General features: G+C 67.1%; 15 protein-coding genes and 1 pseudogene. 8 read left to right on the top strand and 8 right to left on the bottom strand.

Annotated features, from left to right (window positions below; all coding sequences use genetic code 11):
* Nucleotides 1-58 precede the first annotated feature (58 nt).
* Nucleotides 59-817, top strand: a complete 759-nt coding sequence (locus QWY80_RS18915) for a hypothetical protein (protein WP_290235213.1) — start codon at nt 59-61, stop codon at nt 815-817.
* A 71-nt stretch (nt 818-888) separates the two neighbouring features.
* Entirely contained in the window at nt 889-1,380 is a 492-nt protein-coding gene (locus tag QWY80_RS18920; RefSeq protein WP_290235216.1) for a hypothetical protein, read from the top strand.
* Nucleotides 1,381-1,693: 313 nt separating this feature from the next.
* Here the strand turns inward: QWY80_RS18920 and QWY80_RS18925 are convergent, their stop codons facing one another.
* Nucleotides 1,694-2,701 carry a zinc-dependent alcohol dehydrogenase family protein gene (locus QWY80_RS18925; RefSeq protein ID WP_290235219.1) on the bottom strand — a complete coding sequence of 336 codons (1,008 nt, stop codon included), beginning with the start codon at nt 2,699-2,701 and terminating at the stop codon, nt 1,694-1,696.
* Between the two features lie 162 nt (nt 2,702-2,863).
* Between QWY80_RS18925 and QWY80_RS18930 the strand changes: the two genes are divergently transcribed.
* Complete coding sequence (locus QWY80_RS18930) at nt 2,864-3,247, top strand: RidA family protein (RefSeq protein WP_290235223.1); 384 nt, start codon at nt 2,864-2,866, stop codon at nt 3,245-3,247.
* Here the strand turns inward: QWY80_RS18930 and QWY80_RS18935 are convergent.
* Nucleotides 3,244-5,130: an ABC transporter ATP-binding protein gene (locus QWY80_RS18935; RefSeq protein ID WP_290235225.1), complete on the bottom strand. Its 1,887-nt coding sequence runs from the start codon at nt 5,128-5,130 to the stop codon at nt 3,244-3,246. The two genes, QWY80_RS18930 and QWY80_RS18935, sit on opposite strands and share 4 nt — an antisense overlap.
* A 99-nt stretch (nt 5,131-5,229) precedes the next feature.
* On the opposite strand from QWY80_RS18935, the gene soxR reads away from it, so the two are divergent.
* A complete protein-coding gene (soxR, locus tag QWY80_RS18940) occupies nt 5,230-5,679 on the top strand; it encodes a redox-sensitive transcriptional activator SoxR (protein ID WP_290235227.1) in 450 nt (149 codons plus the stop codon).
* Between the two features lie 69 nt (nt 5,680-5,748).
* On the opposite strand, the gene QWY80_RS18945 is transcribed toward soxR, so the two are convergent.
* Nucleotides 5,749-6,264 carry a DUF4231 domain-containing protein gene (locus QWY80_RS18945; protein ID WP_290235230.1) on the bottom strand — a complete coding sequence of 172 codons (516 nt, stop codon included), beginning with the start codon at nt 6,262-6,264 and terminating at the stop codon, nt 5,749-5,751.
* Between the two features lie 221 nt (nt 6,265-6,485).
* On the opposite strand from QWY80_RS18945, the pseudogene QWY80_RS18950 reads away from it, so the two are divergent.
* The 3 genes and pseudogenes from QWY80_RS18950 to QWY80_RS18960 all read left to right on the top strand — a co-directional run.
* Nucleotides 6,486-6,701: pseudogene (locus QWY80_RS18950) on the top strand (YMGG-like glycine zipper-containing protein); the annotation flags it as partial.
* 39 nt (nt 6,702-6,740) lie between these two features.
* A complete protein-coding gene (locus QWY80_RS18955; protein WP_290235503.1) occupies nt 6,741-6,959 on the top strand; it encodes an RT0821/Lpp0805 family surface protein in 219 nt (72 codons plus the stop codon).
* A 10-nt stretch (nt 6,960-6,969) separates the two neighbouring features.
* A complete protein-coding gene (locus QWY80_RS18960) occupies nt 6,970-7,980 on the top strand; it encodes a hypothetical protein (protein WP_290235234.1) in 1,011 nt (336 codons plus the stop codon).
* Between the two features lie 8 nt (nt 7,981-7,988).
* Here the strand turns inward: QWY80_RS18960 and QWY80_RS18965 are convergent, their stop codons facing one another.
* Nucleotides 7,989-12,311, bottom strand: coding sequence for an nSTAND1 domain-containing NTPase (locus tag QWY80_RS18965; RefSeq protein WP_290235236.1), 4,323 nt, complete (start codon nt 12,309-12,311; stop codon nt 7,989-7,991).
* A gap of 80 nt (nt 12,312-12,391) precedes the next feature.
* Between QWY80_RS18965 and QWY80_RS18970 the strand changes: the two genes are divergently transcribed.
* On the top strand, nt 12,392-12,799 hold the full coding sequence (locus QWY80_RS18970; RefSeq protein ID WP_290235239.1) for a YciI family protein: 408 nt from the start codon (nt 12,392-12,394) through the stop codon (nt 12,797-12,799).
* On the opposite strand, the gene QWY80_RS18975 is transcribed toward QWY80_RS18970, so the two are convergent.
* The 4 genes from QWY80_RS18975 to QWY80_RS18990 form a co-directional block, all read right to left on the bottom strand.
* Nucleotides 12,796-13,035 carry a hypothetical protein gene (locus tag QWY80_RS18975; protein WP_290235243.1) on the bottom strand — a complete coding sequence of 80 codons (240 nt, stop codon included), beginning with the start codon at nt 13,033-13,035 and terminating at the stop codon, nt 12,796-12,798. The two genes, QWY80_RS18970 and QWY80_RS18975, sit on opposite strands and share 4 nt — an antisense overlap.
* 113 nt (nt 13,036-13,148) lie before the next feature.
* Nucleotides 13,149-14,696 carry a hypothetical protein gene (locus QWY80_RS18980; protein ID WP_290235247.1) on the bottom strand — a complete coding sequence of 516 codons (1,548 nt, stop codon included), beginning with the start codon at nt 14,694-14,696 and terminating at the stop codon, nt 13,149-13,151.
* 10 nt (nt 14,697-14,706) lie between these two features.
* Nucleotides 14,707-16,473, bottom strand: a complete 1,767-nt coding sequence (locus QWY80_RS18985) for a DUF8225 domain-containing protein (RefSeq protein ID WP_290235250.1) — start codon at nt 16,471-16,473, stop codon at nt 14,707-14,709.
* A 97-nt stretch (nt 16,474-16,570) separates the two neighbouring features.
* Nucleotides 16,571-18,361, bottom strand: coding sequence for a tyrosinase family protein (locus tag QWY80_RS18990; RefSeq protein WP_290235254.1), 1,791 nt, complete (start codon nt 18,359-18,361; stop codon nt 16,571-16,573).
* Nucleotides 18,362-18,444: the final 83 nt, after the last annotated feature.

Consider the following 18,444-nt stretch of genomic DNA (forward strand, 5'->3'; position numbering starts at 1 on the left):
CCATTCACCATGAACGGAAAGATCAAGTCCTGCAACAGAGTAAAAGAACGGCGCCTCCATGAACGACACACTCTGGACAGGATGGCAGCAAGCCATCTGCGTATCATTGTTAACCGCTCTTCTGTGCACGGCTGTTATCGGTAGCACATCCGCCGGGAGCACCATGAAACCCGAAAGCGATGTGCACGTTCACTTGTACAATGATCATGCCGAGGTCGTCGAATTCCGCTTGCCTCCTGGGGCAGCGCTGGAGGAACCGAATGGCCGGCATCGTGTCATTGTCGCGCTGTCCCGTCACTTGGCACGCCATGCGCGAGACGACGGCAGTGCCGGGGAGCATGACCTCATGCCGGGGGATCTGCGGTGGTTGAGGGCCGGCACTGCCCGCATTGACAATATCGGTGACACGGTGGCCCGTTTCCTCGAAGTCCGTTCCCGGGTCACCTCCCTCGCTCCCGACCCACCAGGCCCCTCTGCTCACGAACTCTCCCGGGCTCCCGGTATCTCCGAGCTGGCTTCCGACAGGGCCGAGCTCCGGCTGGACAACGCGCATTTCCGCGTGACGGAGTACCGGCTCGAACGTCAGTCCTCACTGCCCGAACACCTGGCAGCCAATCAGGTCCTGATCGCATTCGATCGGGTCGATCTCCTGCGTACCGATGGCGATGACCGCTCTCGCACCCTGCGCCTGGGCGACAAGAGGATCGCCTGGATACCGGCAGGCCATCAGGTGCTCAAAAACCTTGGCCACGGCATGGCGCACTTCATGACGGTAGAGATAAAACCGCCACAGCGCTATACCGACTACGAGCCATGATGCACAGACGAGGAGCCGGCGGGAGATCGGTTTCTCTTTCATGACCTCCATCGCCACCAAGAGCCATGACCATGACAAGCACGATCACGAGCCGAAGGGACAGCTTGCTGAAAGGGGTGGCGATGCTGGCATCACTGCTTTTCTCGCTGACCTTCTCCACTGCTTCATCAATCGCGGGCGACGTCCTGGATGACGCGATGCTTGAGCGCATCCGGGACGTCTCCGTCCATGAATATACGCCACCTCCCGATGGCAGTATCACTCAACGCCAGGTCGACGATTTCATCCGCGTCAGTGAACGGGCAGCTCGCCTGGAAGCGCGCTATGCCAAGCATGCCAACGCCATGCAGCTGGCCAAGATCGACGCCGTTTCCGAGGAAGGCGCCAACTGGGCCGAGTACCAGTGGGTTCGCTCACAACTCAAACAAGCCGCATTTAGCCAGGCGATGAACGCCCCTCCGCGGGATGCAGCCAGTCGGCACAATGCAGCCTTGTTTATGGCCAACGAAGACCGGCTTCAGGTAATCCTGAGGCTCGAGAGCAACCAGGAGCCGAGGCCATGAGGCAGCACCCCCAGGAAAGCTGGCAGCAGTCGCGGCTCGAGCCCGATCAGGATTGCCACCCCACGTCCGCCGGGTCGATCCCTATAATTTGCTCTATCTGGCCTCTCCCCGCTCGCACTGCCGGGGCTTGGCCAGACGCTACCCAGTGCCGGGGTCATTCCACGCTTTTCACCCAATTGGCAGCGCTGGTGGATGCACAGCGATCATACTGGGCTAAGCGTTGAGACGCGGGGCCGGGAGTTCATCCTGGATGGCGACGAGTATCCGGAAGCGGTGCTCTGAATAGGGCTTCAGGTTGCTCGCGGCCGCGCATTCAGAACGCCAGGCAGATCTTGCCGAAGTGGCGGCCCGCCTCCTCGTGCCGGAAGGCGTCGGCGATCTCGTCGAGCGGGAAGGCGCTGTCGATGACCGGCCGGATGCCGCAGGCCTCGATACCCCGCACCATCTCCTGCTGGTGAGCGCGGCTGCCGACGATCAAGCCCTGGAGGCGCGCCTGCTTGGCCATCAGCTTGGCGGTGGGGATCTCGCCGCCACGCCCGGTCAGCACTCCGATCAGCGAGATATGGCCTCCGATGCGCACGGCCTCGATGGACTGCGGCAGGGTCCCGGGGCCGCCGACCTCGATCACCTGGTCCACCCCGCGTCCGTCGGTCAGGGCCTTCACCCGTGTGCCCCATTCCGGCTCGGCCCGGTAATTGAGGGTATGGTCGGCACCGAGGCGCTTCAACTGCTCGATCTTCCCGTCGGAGGAGGAAGTGGCGATCACCCGCGCGCCCATGGCCTTGGCGAACTGGAGGGCGAAGATCGACACCCCGCCGGTGCCTAGCGTCAGCACGGTGTCGCCGGCCTTGAGTTTGCCGTCGACCACCAGCGCCCGCCAGGCGGTGAGCCCGGCCGTGGTCAGGGTGGCGGCCTCGGCATGGCTGTAGCCCGTCGGCGCCTGGGTGAACCAGGTCGCGGGGCGGATTACCCACTCGCGGGCGTAGCCGTCGACGCCATCGCCGGGGGTGGTCGCGAAGTCGCCGACCCGGGCCGGCCCGTCGAGCCAGTAGGGGAAGAAGGTGGACACCACCGCATCGCCCACCGCGAACTCCTCGACGCCGTCGCCGACCGCCTCGACCACGCCGGCACCGTCGGACAGGGGAATGCGGCCATCCTCGACCGGCTTGCGGCCGGATACCACGCCATAGTCGTGGAAGTTGAGCGAGCTGGCATGCACCCGGACGCGCACCTCGCCCGGCCCCGGCTCGCCGGGCGCCTCCTGCTCGCCGATAGCCAGCCGATCCAGTCCGCCTGGGCTGCACAGGGTAACGACCTTCATCGCGGCTCTCCTTTTTCGGGATTCGGGGAATCGCGGTACAGACTAGCAGTTTGTCCAGGCGGCACCGAACGGCGGCGTCCCTTCCGTATCCCGCCGAAGGTCGTTGGCGGCTTCGAACCGTCCTGGCTAGGCTGACAGTGCGCCTGCAAGGGGTACACCACGATGCCGGACTACCGCAATGATCCCACCCTGCCCGTGCCGACCTTTCCCGGCAGCCATCTGGTGCTGGACGACGCCTATGTGTTCGTCTCGGGCCTGACGGCGGCGGACATCCAGGGTGGCGACACGGTGCTCGGCGACATCGCCGAGGAAACCCGTTGGGTGATGCGCCGGTTGGGGCACATGCTGGCCAGCGTCGACTGCGGCTTCGGCGACGTGGTGCGGGCCGACGTGCACCTGGCCGACCTGGAGGAGATCGAGGACATGGACGCCGCCTACGCCGAGTTCTTCACCGCGGACCGCTATCCCGCGCGGACCTGTACCGAGTCGCCGCGCCTCTGCGGCGGCAGCCGGGTGGAGATCACCCTGCTGGCGCGGCGTCCCTAGTCGACCCGGGCGGCGGCCTCGCGCTCGGCCGCCTCGCCGTTGATATCGACGCCGATGAAGCCGCCGGACTGGCGGCGCCACAGGGCGGCGTAGAGGCCGTCCCGGGCCAGCAGCTCGCGGTGGGTGCCGCTCTCGACGATGCGCCCCTCGTCGACCACCACCAAGCGGTCGAGCATGGCGATGGTGGAGAGGCGGTGGGCGATGGCGATCACCGTCTTGCCCTCCATCAGCGCATAGAGCTGCTCCTGGATCGCCGCCTCCACCTCGGAGTCGAGCGCCGAGGTGGCCTCGTCGAGCACCAGGATGGGCGCGTTCTTGAGCAGCACCCGGGCGATGGCGATGCGCTGGCGCTGGCCGCCGGAGAGCTTGACGCCCCGCTCGCCCACATGGGCGTCCAGGCCGCGGCGCCCCTTGAGGTCCACCAACTCGTCGATGAAGGCGTCGGCATGGGCGCGGCGCACCGCCTCCTCGATCGCCGCCTCGCTGGCCTCGGGGCTGCCGTAGCGGATGTTGTCGCGCACCGAGCGGTGCAGCAGCGAGGTGTCCTGGGTGACCATGCCGATATTGCGGCGCAGCGACTCCTGGGTCACCCCGGCGATGTCCTGGCCGTCGATCCGGATGCGCCCACCCTCCAGGTCGTAGAAGCGCAGCAGCAGGTTGGCGAGCGTCGACTTGCCGGCCCCGGAGCGCCCGATCAGCCCCACCTTCTCGCCGGGGGCGATGGTCAGGTCCAGGCCGTCGAAGACACGGTTCGCCTCGCCGTCGGGCCGCGCATAGCCGAAGCGCAGCGCCTCGAAGCGGATCTCGCCGCGCGGCACCGTCAGTGCCGTGGCATCGGGGGCATCCCGCACCGCCGGCTCCCGGGCGATGGTGTTGATGCCGTCCTGCACCGTGCCGATGTTCTCGAACAGCCCGGCCACCTCCCAGAGGATCCAGTTGGACATGAAGCGGATGCGCATCACCAGGGCGATGGCCACGGCGATGACGCCCAGCGACACCGCCTCCAGGTACCAGGCGCCGATGGCCATGGCCGCCACCCCGGCCAGCAGCAGCGAATTGAGCAGGGTCAGGCTCACGGTGAGGCCGGTGGCCAGGCGCATCTGGCGATGCACGGTGGCCATGAAGCCCTCCATGGCGTCGCGGGCGTAGGCCTGTTCGCGGCGGGTGTCGGCGAACAGCTTGATGGTCTGGATGTTGCTGTAGCTGTCGACGATGCGCCCGGTCATCACCGCCCGGGCGTCGGCCTGGGCCATGGACACCGCCCGCAGGCGCGGCACGAAATACCACATGATCGCCACATAGCCGGCCAGCCATACCACCAGCGGCAGCATCAGCCAGGGTTCGGCCTGGCCCATCAGCAGCATGGCGCCGGCGAAGTAGACGAGCACGTAGACCAGCAGGTCCATCAGCTTCATTACCGTCTCGCGGATCGCCAGGGCCGTCTGCATCACCTTCTGGGAGACCCGGCCGGCGAACTCGTCCTGGTAGAAGGCCAGGCTCTGGCCCAGCATGTGGCGGTGCGCCAGCCAGCGGCCGATCATCGGGTAGTTGCCGAAGATGCTCTGGTGGGTCACCAGCGACTGCAGCAGGGTCACCAGCGGCAGGCCGACCACCACCAGCGCCGCCATGCCGACCAGGCGCCAGCCATGCTCGGCGAGGAAGCCCTCCCGCTCGGCGTCGCCCAGCCAGTCCACCAGCTCGCCCATGTAGCCGAAGAACACCACCTCCGCCGCCGACACCAGGGCGGTGAGCAGCGACATGACGATCAGCAGCGGCAGCACCGGCCGCGAGAAGTGCAGGATGAAGGCGAAGAGCCCCTTGGGCGGCGTGCCTCTGTTGTCCGCCGGATAGGGATCCACCAGGGTCTCGAAGTAGCGAAACATGGCGGCAGTCCGGTTGCGTCGAGTGGACCCGGGCTCGACTTGCCCGGGATTGGCTGGCAGGTTAAAACCTCAAGTTAAGTCGAGGTCAAGGAGAATGTCATGTCCGCTCCCCTGCAGCGTGAACTCAGTGTCGGCGAGGTCGCCCAGCGCAGCGGCCTGGCGGTGTCGGCCATCCACTTCTACGAGGCCAAGGGGCTGATCGTGAGCCGCCGCAACGCCGGCAACCAGCGCCGCTTCGCGCGCGAGGTGCTGCGCCGCCTGGCGATCATCAAGGTCGCCCAGCGTACCGGCATCTCGCTCGGCGAGCTCCGTGAGGCCTTCGCCACCCTCCCCGAGCACCGGGCCCCCAATGCCGCCGACTGGCGGCGCCTCTCGGCCGGCTGGCGGGAGACCCTGGACGAGCGCATCCGCTGCCTCAGCCAGCTGCGCGACCAGCTCGACCACTGTATCGGCTGCGGCTGCCTGTCGCTCGCGGAGTGCCCGCTGCGCAACCCCGGCGACGAACTGGGCGAGCAGGGCTGCGGTGCCCGGTTGCTGGAACCGGAGTAGCCCTCGCTCTCCCGTGTCGTGACAGCCTCACGCCTTTCGACACCACCGGTCCGTTTCGGTCCTCTCCCTTCATCTCGCTTTCTGGTTCTCCTGACGGGGGAGGCTCTTCTCCGCCGTACGGACCCAGCGGGCATGCTCACGAGAAACTTGCTCCTCTACCCGCTCGGCGAGCTGCCGCAGCGCCTCTTCACGATCCAGGTCACGATAAGGGCCGGCCGCGGCGAGCAGGAGATATTTCTCATGCTTCAACTGCTCGGCAGTGGCGCGGTACTGCACCCACAGTGGACCGAACTGGTTAATCTGCTCGACGGCTTCGAGCACCGCGATGGTGGCACCGAGGATGGCCGTCATCCAACGCGCCAGTGGAGCATCTGCCAGCGACAGCACCGGAATGGCGGCAGCGAAGATCACCTGGACCAGGCGCAGGCCCTTGTGCCAGCGCTGACAGTGTCGGCTGCGCTCCCCATACCAGGTGAGCTGATCTTCCAGGCGGCACCACTCGGCACGCTGGCGCAAGGCATCGTCCGGCAAGAGTTCGTCGTGAACCGATGCCCCGAGGGGAGCGGTGGGGTCGGTATCGTCCATGGCCAAGCCTCCGACGGCAATCGCCTCTGCGTTCACCCCGAGGCAGAGGCCCCGTTCGGCTAAAGATAGCAGCCACCCACCGACGCCATGGTGAGAATGCGCCCCCCCTGCAATACTGTCCCAAGGGAAACGAAGTTTGCCTTGGGCAGGACCTCCCTGCCCTTTCCTCAACATTGGTGGCGGTGCGTCACGGACGGCCCCGCCATACCGAGGAGGCGACTATGGCGAGGTCGTTAGTATCATCCTCACGCCTGCTATGCATCGTGCTGGTGAGCCTGTTCACGCTGGGTGGCTGTCAGACCACCAGCACCGGAGAGGGAGTCGGCACTGGCCTGGGTGCCCTCATCGGTGCCGGGCTGGGTTCTCAGGTAGGTAGCGGTTCCGGGCGGACCGCCGCCATCTTGCTCGGTGCGGGGTTGGGCGCCTGGCTCGGCAGGGAGATCGGTGTCCGGTTGACCCGTGACGATCAACGGGCCATGAGCAACGCACTCGACCGGACACCCGACGGCGAGTCAGAACGCTGGCGCAATCCCGAGACCGGGCACGATTTCACGTTGACACCTCAGAGGACCTACGAACGCGGCGAGCAGCAATGCCGGGAATTCGAGATGGTGGTCCTGGTCGACGGCGACCCCCGCAACACGACTGGCACGGCCTGCCGTCGGCCGGACGAGCAGGCGTGGACCACGGTCTAGGTGAGCACTCATGAACAGGGTCGACGCAGGACATCACCGCTGGAGCTGGTTTCTCGTCTGCCTGCTGATCGGTGCGCTGACGGCCGCTCCCCTGGCATCGACACACGCCAGCAGCCACGACGACGTCGACTACTACGACGGCAGCCAGGACGACACCGGCACCACTGGGGAACCGGCAGGGAATGGCGGCAGCGACTGGACGGTACCAGCCATCGTGGCCGGCGCCGCGGCCACCGCGATGGTGGTCAACTGGCTGCGCAACCGTCACGCACCCAACCGCGAGCCTACGACCGACTCCATGGCGGAGGAGCGGGACATGCTCGAGCGGTTGCAGCAAGAGGGGCCAACCTTCGCCCCCGCATACAACACCAGTGCCTTCGCCGCCGTCGGCATGGTGCGCGGCGGTTGGCCTTTCGTGCTGGATTTCACTCATGACCGGCCGGTGATGGTCAGGATACGCCTCAGTGCCCGGGGACTCCCGGAGATCTATACATTGCAGGTTCCCTTCGGTGCGGACGAGACGGGGTCGCATCGCCTGCAATTCTGGCTGCCGCCGGAGTTCGGTAACAGCGAACGCCCGGCGGCGATTGCCGTGACCGCCACCGCAATGGGCGGTGACCGACCGGAGCCCTCGTTCCGGATCACCGCCCTGGGCTGCGGCCCTCGCGCCATCGGCTCGGTGGCCATCGAGGAGGTCTCCTTCCTGCCCCGACTGATTCGCGCCCAGGCTCGCGAACAGGCCTCCTACCGCTTCTTCTCGCACTCCGACTTTCCCAGTGCCGTGGCCGAATTCATGCGCGTGGAACCGGCCAATGACGGCGAGCGTCACTTCTTCGTCAACGAGGCGTCCATCGCCGGTGGCGTAGCCGCCGGACGCAGCATCGATACGCAGCAGTGGGACGGGCGCGATACGACCGAGCGCATCTCCACGGGGACGCATCGCCTCAAGGTACGCGCCTGGTCTCCGACGGCAGGCTGGCTCACCGCCTGGTCGGACTCCCGCGTCGATGTCTCGCCCTGAGCACTCCGCTACTTTCCGGTCCCGGCGAGCGAACTGGCGATTTCCTGCCAGGCCTCGGCCGAGAGCACTTCCACTTCGCCGGGTATCGTCAGGCGGGTCCCGGTCAGTAGCTCCTGGCGGAGTGTCGGCCGAGGCGGCGGTGTGGCAAACGCCGGCAGGCGCCACAGGGTGACGCTGTCCCTCGCGGCGATCAGTAACCGCATCTGCCCTGCCCCGACATCGCTGTCGAGCGCCGTGGCATCAGGCCCCGGCCCGCGCAAAACAGGCGTCAGGGGATGACCCTCCAACGCATCCCAGACCTGCACCCCACCATCGTTCTCCCAGCTGAGCACACGCTCCCCGCCCGCCATGAAGGCCGCTTCTTCAAGATCAGCCTCGGAGGCCAGGAAAGCCTGAAGAGTACCGTCCTCCCAGATTCGTGTGCTGCCACCGCCCCAGCTCAGGACTCGCTCGCCCTCGCTATCCCATCGTGCGCCGCGAACCGCCGCATGCGACAGGTGCATATCGACATCGCTGTTATTCAACTGGGACAGGGAGACGCCCCCCTCATCGATGGCGACCAGCAATCGGTCACCGTCGAGCTCGGCGGTACGCACCAGTACGTCCTTGGCGATTGTCCCCACCAATACCGGATCGCCTCCCTCCAGGTCCCATAGCCGCAGGCGTCGATCCTCCCCCCATGTCAGGGCACGCCCACTACCATCGCTGGCCAGGACCGCGCCATGCAGGCGACATGTCTCCTGTCCATCGTCACCATGCTCGAGTGGCACCGCGCGAGACTTTCCGACTCGCCAGAGCCAGGCGGTACACTCCTGTAGGCCCCAGAACAGCAGGCTGTCTGCTCCGGCTCCCCAGGCCACACCGGCTACGGGATCATTGCCGATGGTGCCGCCGGGAAAGGCCAATGGCTCGAATCTACCTGCCTCCCAGCTCCACAGGCGGACATCACCTTCCACGTTCGCGGTCAGCAGACGGTCACCACCGGGCGCGAAGGAAGCGAACCTGGCATCAGAGTCCAGCGAATCACATGTCAGCGGTGCAGAGTCACACTTCAGCGGTGCATCTCCGCTCGTCGACCAGACATAGACCTCACCGCCGGGCGAGACGACGCGGACCGTTTCCTCCCCAGTCACCAGCACGGCATCGAGCACTGCAGCCGGCAATCGCAGCGTCATCGCAACGGGTGAGGGTGGCGCCTGCCACAGCCTCAGGCTGCCATCGTCCGCCCAACTGAGCAGGTGTCGGCCATCCTCGCTGGCTATCACCTCCCGGATCGGACCGCCATGGTGCAGTGGTAGTCCCAGCGGCTCGCCGCTTTGGCTCGACCATAGCCGGGCTTTACTATCGTCCCAGGTCAACAACAGGTCGCCCGCCGTGAAACGGGCTTCCGTCACGGTATCGAGGGTCGCCACCGCCTCGCCGGTTGCAAGATGCCAGAGCCGGGCCGGTCCGCCCAGTTGGCTCCAGGTAAGGAGGCGCTCCTTGTGAACCGCAAGACCGGTGATCTCCGGGCCATGACGCATCACGGTGCCGACGGGGCGCTGCGTCGCGAGGTCCCACAGCCGTGCGGTCCCGCAGGCACCATGGTTCCAGATCAGCAGGCGACCCTGGTTTTCAAGCGGGTCGCTGTCGGGCAAGGCATCGAGGAAGCGAGCACCGATGGCCCCGGGACCACAGAATCCCCCTGCCACCGGTGCCGGCTCGAAACCCGGCCGCTCGGGAAACCATATCCGGCCGTCACTCCCCCATAACATTATCTTGTCCGCCTGCCGGCCCAGTGCGCCCCCCCTGATCCGGTTGGCCCTGTCATCAACAGGAGGCACCACTTCCCTGGGGCCATTATCGTCGCGGAGTATCGCCGCACCATCGGGCGTCCAGAACAGCAGCCGGTTCCCGTTCGGCGAAATCGCCACGCCGGCCACCCCGGTCGCCTGATGCCATCCCCCCCGCGACTCGCCCCTCGCCAGGTCCCAGACCCGGATGTCACCGTTGACATGCGCGCTCACCGCCGTGGCCTCGTCGGTATCGCCGATCCATACACCGATGGCCCCCGGCGGGGTCGTGATCCCCGGGGCACCGCTGCGACGGTCACGAAGCTCGACGACGCCATCGTCATCACGCAGCACAATCCACCGGGCCAAGGGCCGGCCGTCCGCGGAAGTGATCTGCCCGCGGTGGCTTCCCGAGGCAAGGGGCGGCAGGGCGGTCCCTTCTTCCCAGCGCCAGACTTGGCTGGCGCCATCGCCATCCCACAGTCGCACGGCATCGCCGGTGGTATCGAAGGCAGTCGATATCGGCGCCGGGTCGAGGTCCGCCGCGGCCATTACCTTCGGGCCGCTCCCCAGCCATACCGCGGCCCAATAGGCGCTCGCCGCGCGCGCCGGGTCGAGTTTCAGCTCCAGCTCCGCGGCATGGACGAAATGGTGGCTTGCTTTGAGGAAATCGGCATCACGGTCGCGGGCACTTATCCCACTGGCCCAGTGCAACTCAGCCTCGCTCTGCTGTGCATCCCGCACCTGCTGGCGCCGCGACAACTCCTGCCAGAATAAACCAATGACCACGGCCACCACGGACAACGCACCGGCGATAATCCCAAGACGTTTCCTCAGGTCCCGCCTGCGACAGGCCTTTAGATAGGCCCACTCCGTGTCGCCGAGCGGGAAAGGACCCTTGCGTGCCAGTGACAGGGCGGCTTTCAGGCGCCTGCCACGATGGTTCAGCAGCTCGGCGGGACGCCCGCCGCCCTGCCACTCCTGGGCGGCACGCCGCAGCCCATCGTGAACCCGCAGCGCCTCGCGATTGGCCTCCAGCCAGCGATTGAGCCGTTGCCAGACCCGGAACAGCGATTCGTGGGCCACCTCCAGGGTCCGTATCCCGTCGTGGCTGCCGACGATCAACAGGCGCGCCTGGATGAACGCCTCGAGCAGGGGGTGGCTGGCGGCGGGCAGGTCCTCCCAGCGGACGACCTGGCGCGTGTAGCGTCCCTCCTCGTCGAGGCGCACCAGGGCGAACAGGGCGGAACGCAAGACCCGCCGCTGCTCCCGGCCAGGCGCGACGGCGCCGAGTACCGCCTCGGCGGCCTTGGCCACCGAGCCGTGCAAGCCACCGAGGCGTTCATACTCGGCCAGGGTGAGACGCCCATCCTCGCCGGCCATCTCCCACAACTCACGCAGGGTGAAGGCCAGCAGCGGCAAGGCATCCGGGGTCGCGGTATCCGCGACCATGGCTCTCACCATGCTGGGCTCGAGCTCGAGCCCGGCGAGCTCCGCCGGGCCCTCGATGACCGCCGAGAAACCCTCCACAGACAAGGGCGCCACGGTGACCATCTCGGGTCGGAGATCCCGCCAGTCGGGGTGTGCCTGGAGAGAGCCGAGGAAGTCGGAGCGCAAGGTGGCAATGACCAGCACGGAGGCGTCGGGATCCTGCAAGGCCGGGCGCAGGATCCGCATCAGCTCCTCGGCCTGGGCCAAGGGCAGCAGCAACTCCTCGAGCTGGTCGATGACCAGCACCAGGGTGGCATGCGCACGGTCGGGGCGCCGCCGCAGCACCTGCTGTGCCCTGGGCAGCAGTTGAGGGGCCGTCTCCGCCCGGGAGGCCAGCGCCAACACCTCCTCGGCGACTCCCCCCTCGGCGGGCAGTTCTCGCCCCAATTGGGCCAGCAGCTCATCCAGGGGGCGGTCGCGAGTGCGTACGGGACCGATCAGCGACCAGGCGTCGGGCGCAGCGCGCAACCGCGGCATGATGCCGGCACGCACCAGCGATGACTTGCCGCTTCCCGAGGCTCCCAGGAACAGCTGCAGGCGAGGCCCACCGAAGTTCCGCACCTGCTGAAGCCGATCCAGGGCCTGCTGGATCTCGGCATCGCGACCGAAGAAGATGGCGGCGTCCACCTCCTCGAAGGCCATCATCCCAGGATAGGGCGGCCGGCGTCGGTCCCAGTCGAATACCCCGGTCAGGGCCTCGCGCAATCGCTCGTAGCCCAGCTCCGGTTCCTTGATCAGATCGATGATCTGCAGCTCCGCCAGTTGGGGACGCAGGGTGCAGGGGGCGATGCGCACGGGGACGATCAGCTTGCCGAGGGCACGGGCATGACTCAATTCCGCCAGGCACCAGCACGACGCCATGGCAGCTTCACTGCACAGCGCGACGAAGGCCTGGCAGGCCTTCAGTTGGCGATAGAGTTCCTCCTCCCAGTCGCGCCCGGGTGGAATGCCGTACTCGGGGTCGAAGTCCAGGAACAGCGAATGATGCCCCTGCCGTTGCAGCCAGCCGGCCAGCTCGTTTGCCGCCTCGCTATCGGTGCTGCTGTGGCTGATGAAGAGCGTGCTCATGGCCCCTGGCTCCCGGGGATGTCGATCTGGATGACGTCGGTTCGATACCAGGAGGCACCCTCACTACAAGAGCACTCACCATGCGTTTCATGATCATCGTCAAGGCCACCGCCGACACCGAGGCCGGCGCCATGCCGCAAGAGAGCATGGTCGCCGCCATGGTTGACTACCACGAGCAAATCGCCGCGGCCGGCGCCCTGATCGACGCCTCGGGCCTGCAGCCCAGCGCCAGGGGGTGGCGGGTCCGCTATCGCGGCGACGAACGCCTGGTCATCGACGGCCCCTTCGCCGAGAGCAAGGAGCTGCTCGCCGGCTACACCCTGATCCGTGCGGCCTCCCGGGAGGAGGCCCTGGCGTGGACCCGGCGCTTCCCCAACCCGGTCGGGCCCGGGTGCGACGCCGAGATCGAGGTGCGCCAGCTGTTCGAACTGGAGGACTTCGAGGACGGCGAGGCGATCCGGCGCTTCCGGCAACTGGGCACCCTCTAGGCCCCCGGCTCCGGCGGTTGCGGCGGAAAGTCCCGCGCCCAGAGCTCGTCCGGCTCGTGGCGTTGCAGGATCGATTCCACCTCCCGCTGCACCGGGTCCGGCACGATCACCTTGACCTGCCGGGCCTCCCGGTCGAGGAAGAGCGTCTCGCGGGGAAAGCCCTCGGCGACCAGTTCGTCGAAGGCGTTGTTGGCCTTGTGGATGCTGTCGTAGGCGGCGGTGACGGTCTGGCTCATGACACCCTCCCGGCGGTGGTTCCGCACTGACGAGGCTCGGCGCCCCACCCCCCTAGCATAGCGGCTCGACGAGGGAGGTCGGGCGATGGCCACCCGCCGTCGCCGCCCTTCCCTCAGTCGTCCTCGGCAAGCGAAAAGAGGAAGCTGAAGTCGGACGCCAGCCCCTTCCCTGGGGCGATGGTGGCGCCGGCATGACACTCGGTGCAGGTCTTGTCCTGCACATAGGTCTCCAGGGTCGCGTTCGCCACCGGCTGATTGCCGCCGCTGGTCAGGCTGGTGACCTTCAGCGGCACGGTACCGCCGGGTTCGGTGTAGGGCGGCACCGGACTCTGCGCCCACAGGGTATTGACCAGTTGGTAGTACTGGAACACCGAGCGTCCCCCGGTCGCCTCGGCGATCATCTCCTGCATGGCGAGGTTGAGCTGCAGCGTCGGCGCCGTATCGCTGGTTGGGATCGGGTACTGACGCGTGACCTGCACCGGCTCCGACTCCGGGTATTGCGGCGTGCAGTGACCCGACTGATCGCACTTCACCCGCGGCTGGTTGGGGGTGCAATCGCGGGCCGGCTCGGCCGCTTCGCACTGCGGATCATGGAAGGAGTAGCCGTGGGGGTGGGCATAGCCGGCGCCCGGGGTCGGGACGTTGTCGATATGCTCGAAGGTCGCCCACAGGAAGTTGGGGAAGTGCTCGCTCTTGAGGATGAAGTGGAAGCCCACCAGGCCCATCACCGCCTGCTCGCACTCACCCGTCTCGGGGTCGGTGAGCCAGGCCTGGGCGACGCGATAGCGTGGCCAGAGCTCGGGATGGTCGTCGAGGTTGCGCCAGGCGGCCTTGATCTCCATGGCCCCGCGCTGCTGCCAGGGCTGGACCTCGTCGCCCGGGGCCTGGCCCGCCGGCAACGACAGGCCCTGGGGGTGTTGGCCGTCGGTGTTATTGGCGACCGCGGCCTGGCGGGCCGACCGATAGAGGCGGTTGTCGTCGTCGACGATATAGGCAAACTCGGCACGACTGACCAGGCGCTCGTACCACACCAGCTCGCCGGCCTGATCGGTCAGCCAGCCGCCCACCACCTCATCGGTCTCGTCGGGGTTGAGCACCGCGGCGTCGAGCCGTGCCAGGGTGGCGGCCCCCGGCAGCTTGGCGTGACTGTCCAGGCGGCGACCGGAAGCCGTCGCGGCCCCGCCGCGGCAGGCGGCCGACGGGTCCGGCAATACCCCCCAGGCACTGGGCGTCTCGCCCCCCGGGAGAAAGATCGCCTGTGCCGGTTTGAAGGTTTCCCATACCCGCGGGCGGCTGTCGTCGCTGCGGGGATCCACGGGAACGCCCCAGCCGGCCGCCTGGAACTGACGATCGGGCTCGCCGGCTCGATCCGGGTCCTGTGGCCAGCGGCTGTCCACCGGCCACTGCAGGGCCACGAAGGTCTGCCAGGCGAAGCAGTTCACCGTGGTCTGGCTGCTGGAGGTGTAGGCTCCCAGGTCACCGGCCAGAAAGCGGGGGCTGGTCGGATCCAGCACCGGTCGCTCAGTGTCCGGACAGCCCCAGGCGGGCGTGACGCCCGCCTGGGTGTCACTGGGGGGCGTGGCCGCCCCCGCCGAGGGTGCCAGGGCACCCAGCACGACCGTCGCCAGCAGGCCGCGCCGGACAGGCGTAAAGGTCTTCATCTGCCACTCCTTATTGGCTGTCCGTGGCGACCACCATCCCGAGGCCGGTCTCATAGGGGTGCTCGGCGGGCGAGACCCCGCCATCCTCCCGGGGGTTGAGCGCCCGGATCCCGATCGGGCCGAGTGCGGCGTCGGCCTCGACGCGCACCTCCAGCAGGTAGCCCTGGGTGCCCCCTCCATCGGTCTGGCCGGGAATGGCACTGGCATCGGGCAGGTATTTGACGACCCGGGCACTGACTCCCGGCCGGTCGAACTGGATCCGTGCGTTGTCGGTACAGGTATCCTGGCTCGCGCCCTGCGCCACCAGCATGAACCGGTGCGAGGTTCCTGGCCGCAGCAAGGCCGGTAGGTCGGAGGGGCTCAGGCCGTAGAACAGCGCCTCGGGCACCAGTTGCACCGGCCAGGGTTGCAGTCGGGACTCGGTCTGGGGCACCACGCAGGTCTGGGGCCGGTTGGGCGGCGTCTCGGCATCGGGCGCCAGGGTGCAGACCCGCAGGGCGATCTTGAAGGTGCGGGCGATCTGGCCGGCATAGCGGATCGGCTCGCCGTTGATCTTGATGTCGTGGATGCCATAGCCCTTCTCCTTCGGGACCTCGAAGACGGCCTGCAGGATCGAGTCCTTGTCCTGAGTGCTGCCGCCCTGTCCCGTGGTGCCCCGGGTGACCGTCCAGAAGGCCGAGGCCGGGGTGCCGTCGGGGGTCTCGAACAGCTCCCAGTTGGGTGTCTGGATATAGAGCCCGACCGGGTCGGCCAGCGAGATACGCTGCTTCTGGCCCCCCACCACCGCATTGCCCTGGGCGCCGATATGGGGGTCGCTGTTACGGAAGTTCTGGCCGTAGCGGCTGCAGCAGATCAGCGCCTGGGGATTGGCCGGCGTCGCGGACTGGCGCAGGATGGTCGATGCCGCCGCCAGGTAGATCTCCGCGCTCAGGGTATTGGGCGGGCTGGTCAGGTGCATGGCGCCGCCCTGCCGCCCCGGAATGCGGTGAGTGCCGCGATTCCACTTGTTGGTCGGGTCGTAGGCGGGCTGCCCGGTGGTGGGATCGACGACGGGGTCGCCCTTCTTGCCGGTGGGAGTATCCGCGGTATAGCGCAGATAGAGATCCTCCAGCGCCACGGCCGGGTCGATGTAGCGCCGGTACAGGGCCTGGACGATCCTGGGATCGAGTCGCCACAGGCTGAGCCAGTAGGCCGGGTTCTCGCAGGTGAACGTCACCGAACGAATCTGCGTCGGCTCTCGGTCGTCGTAGGTGATCGCCCATTCGCAGTATTCATCCAGCCAGCCACGCGGCCCCGGCGGCGAAAAGGCGCTCCAGGAACCCTGCCAGTCGATCGCCGGACACTTGGTGTCCGGAATCTTGAGGATATCGGGCGCCTTGGGGTCGGGGTCCCAGAGCCGCCAGGTCTTGCCGTCCAGGGTGATACGCCCATGATCGGCCAGCTCGAGTAACTGGGTGTCGTCGAGCGCCTGGGGCAATTGTCCCCCCTTCACCACCTGGTCGTTCTCGAAGAAGGTCGGCAGGCGATTGGGAAAGGGGGTCCAGTCGATGCCGACCGCCGGGGTGGTGGGCCAGCCGGTCTGTGTCGGATCGAAATACCAGTCGCGGGGGGCATCGTATTGATTGGACCAGGGGTTGCCGATGCGGCCCATCCGCGTCCAGCCGGTCACGTGGGCATCCCAGGCGGCCAGGAAGGTCGGCAGGTCGCCTTCGCGGCCGATGGCGGCGAAGTCCTTGGGCCCTTGCCCGGCAGGGGTGCTGAAAACGTACTGGTTCATGTCGGTCATCCTTGCGCATTGCGATGCGTGTGCTTGCGATGAGAAAGGAACCGCTCGGGATGAGAGACCGCGCGGCTCCCCACCGGGTGTCCGAGCCTCAATGGCAGGCCGGGCACCCAGATCCTGTCGACCGGAGGGCCTGGGGCGATGGCCAGGGCGCTCCCCAGCGCGCCTCGGGCGTGAATCCCGGTAGCGCCTCATAGTGCTCGGCCGGCACCAGGGCCCCGGTGGTGGGGTCGGTGACCACCAGGCTGATAGAGACCTCGGTGCCGGCTGTCAGCCCGAGCCGCTGCGCGGCTCGGGTGGCATTCAGCACACGGGTCACGCCCTGTCTGACGCAGCGTCCCTTGTCGTCGCGAATCCCCATGCCGATGCGGGTCAGACGCCCGACATAATGGGGATTGTCCGGATCCGCTGCGTCCGGTCCGGAATCGGACTGGTCGATGAAGACATCGATCTGGTAACTGTCCTGGGTGCAAGACACACCTTCGAAGAGGATATAGAGGGCCTTGGCGTCGGCACCGCCCTGCGCGGCGGCCACGGCATGCGCCGTTTCCCCGCGGGAGTCGGGATAGCAGGGTGGGCCATAGTCGTAGCCCAGGCGGCGCGAATCCGTCGCCAGATCGCCGATGGTGGTATAGCGCCAGGGGTGGGGATCGGTCAGCGAGATCTCGGTGACCGTCGAGCCGATGAACGGCCGAAGCGGATAACCCGCCGTGTAGATAGCCGACGGATGCGCGCGCAACCAGACCTCGAGCATGCGATCGATATTGGCGTGATAGGACCAGAAGATGGGGTCGAAAGCGGTATAGGCGTTGTCCGCCATGTCCGGTCCCAGCCAGCCGTGGAAGTTATCGTGGGGCTGCTCGTAGAGACCGTCGAAGTTGCAATTGCGATAGGGGTAGTCGGAGTTGGGAGGCGGCGGGTCGAAGGACGGAATGTTCGCCCAGGGATAGCCCGGCCAGCCCTGGGGATGGCTGAAGGCATCGAACTTCAAGGCATCCATGATCTGCTGCTGATAGAGGCGCACCAGCTTCAACTTCTTGATACGCGCCTGACGCCGATCGTCGCCGACCGTGTACAGCAGCGGATCGCGGTGCACCCAGGTACAGTCGCCCCCCTCGGCACCGCCGGTGCGATCCCCCTGACAGGCCTTGCTGCGCCCATCCCGGGCGGCAGCGTAGCGTAGCGGATTGGGTCGCTCTTCCCCACTGTCGGGACGGATATAGGTCTCGTCCTTGAAGGCCTGGGGGATGCCCGCCGCGGGCTCCCCGTCGACGCTGGTGCCGGCGGCCATGAAGTTCCAGTACGGCACCGGCATGCCGATCTGGCGCTCGAACCACATCAGGTAGGCACGGTGCCAGAAGGCGAAGGCCTCCTGGTAGTGCAGGCACCAGTTGGTGTGCAGATAGGCGAGTCGTTGCCAGGGGGCCTCCGCCGCCGGGTTCGCGACCTGCAGGATGTCGTCGAGCGCCATCCGGTAACGGTCGAGCTCGTCCCGGGAGAGCGTCACGATGTCGCGGCGGACGCGCAGCGACACCGGCAGCGGCTCCCAGGGCGGAATACGCTCCTGGTAGTCGATGGGATCGCTGGACGAGCGACGGCAGCCGTCATTGATCCACGCCGCCAGCAGCCGCAGCGCCGGCTCCGGCCAATACTGGCGCGAGTCGGCGGTCAACGGCATGCTGCGCGAGGCCAGATGGTTGAAGATGGTGACGCTCCATGCCGCGACGCTGGCAGGATCGTTCAGTTGTATCCCGTAGCCACTCATGCAGCCCTGCCATTGCGTGGCAATGGGGGTACGTTCCGCTTTGGGCAACCAGTAAGGTGCGGCGAATAGCGCCGCTATCTCGTCGTCCCAGGTGGGGTGATCCGTCATCGAGGACATCGTCTCTCTCCTTGATCTCCCTGACGCGCCGTGATCGGCCAGCCGACGTGTTCTGGTACAAAACTCCTAGCGACTTGGTACTT

Source organism: Halomonas ramblicola (genome assembly GCF_030409215.1).
GTDB lineage: Bacteria > Pseudomonadota > Gammaproteobacteria > Pseudomonadales > Halomonadaceae > Halomonas > Halomonas ramblicola.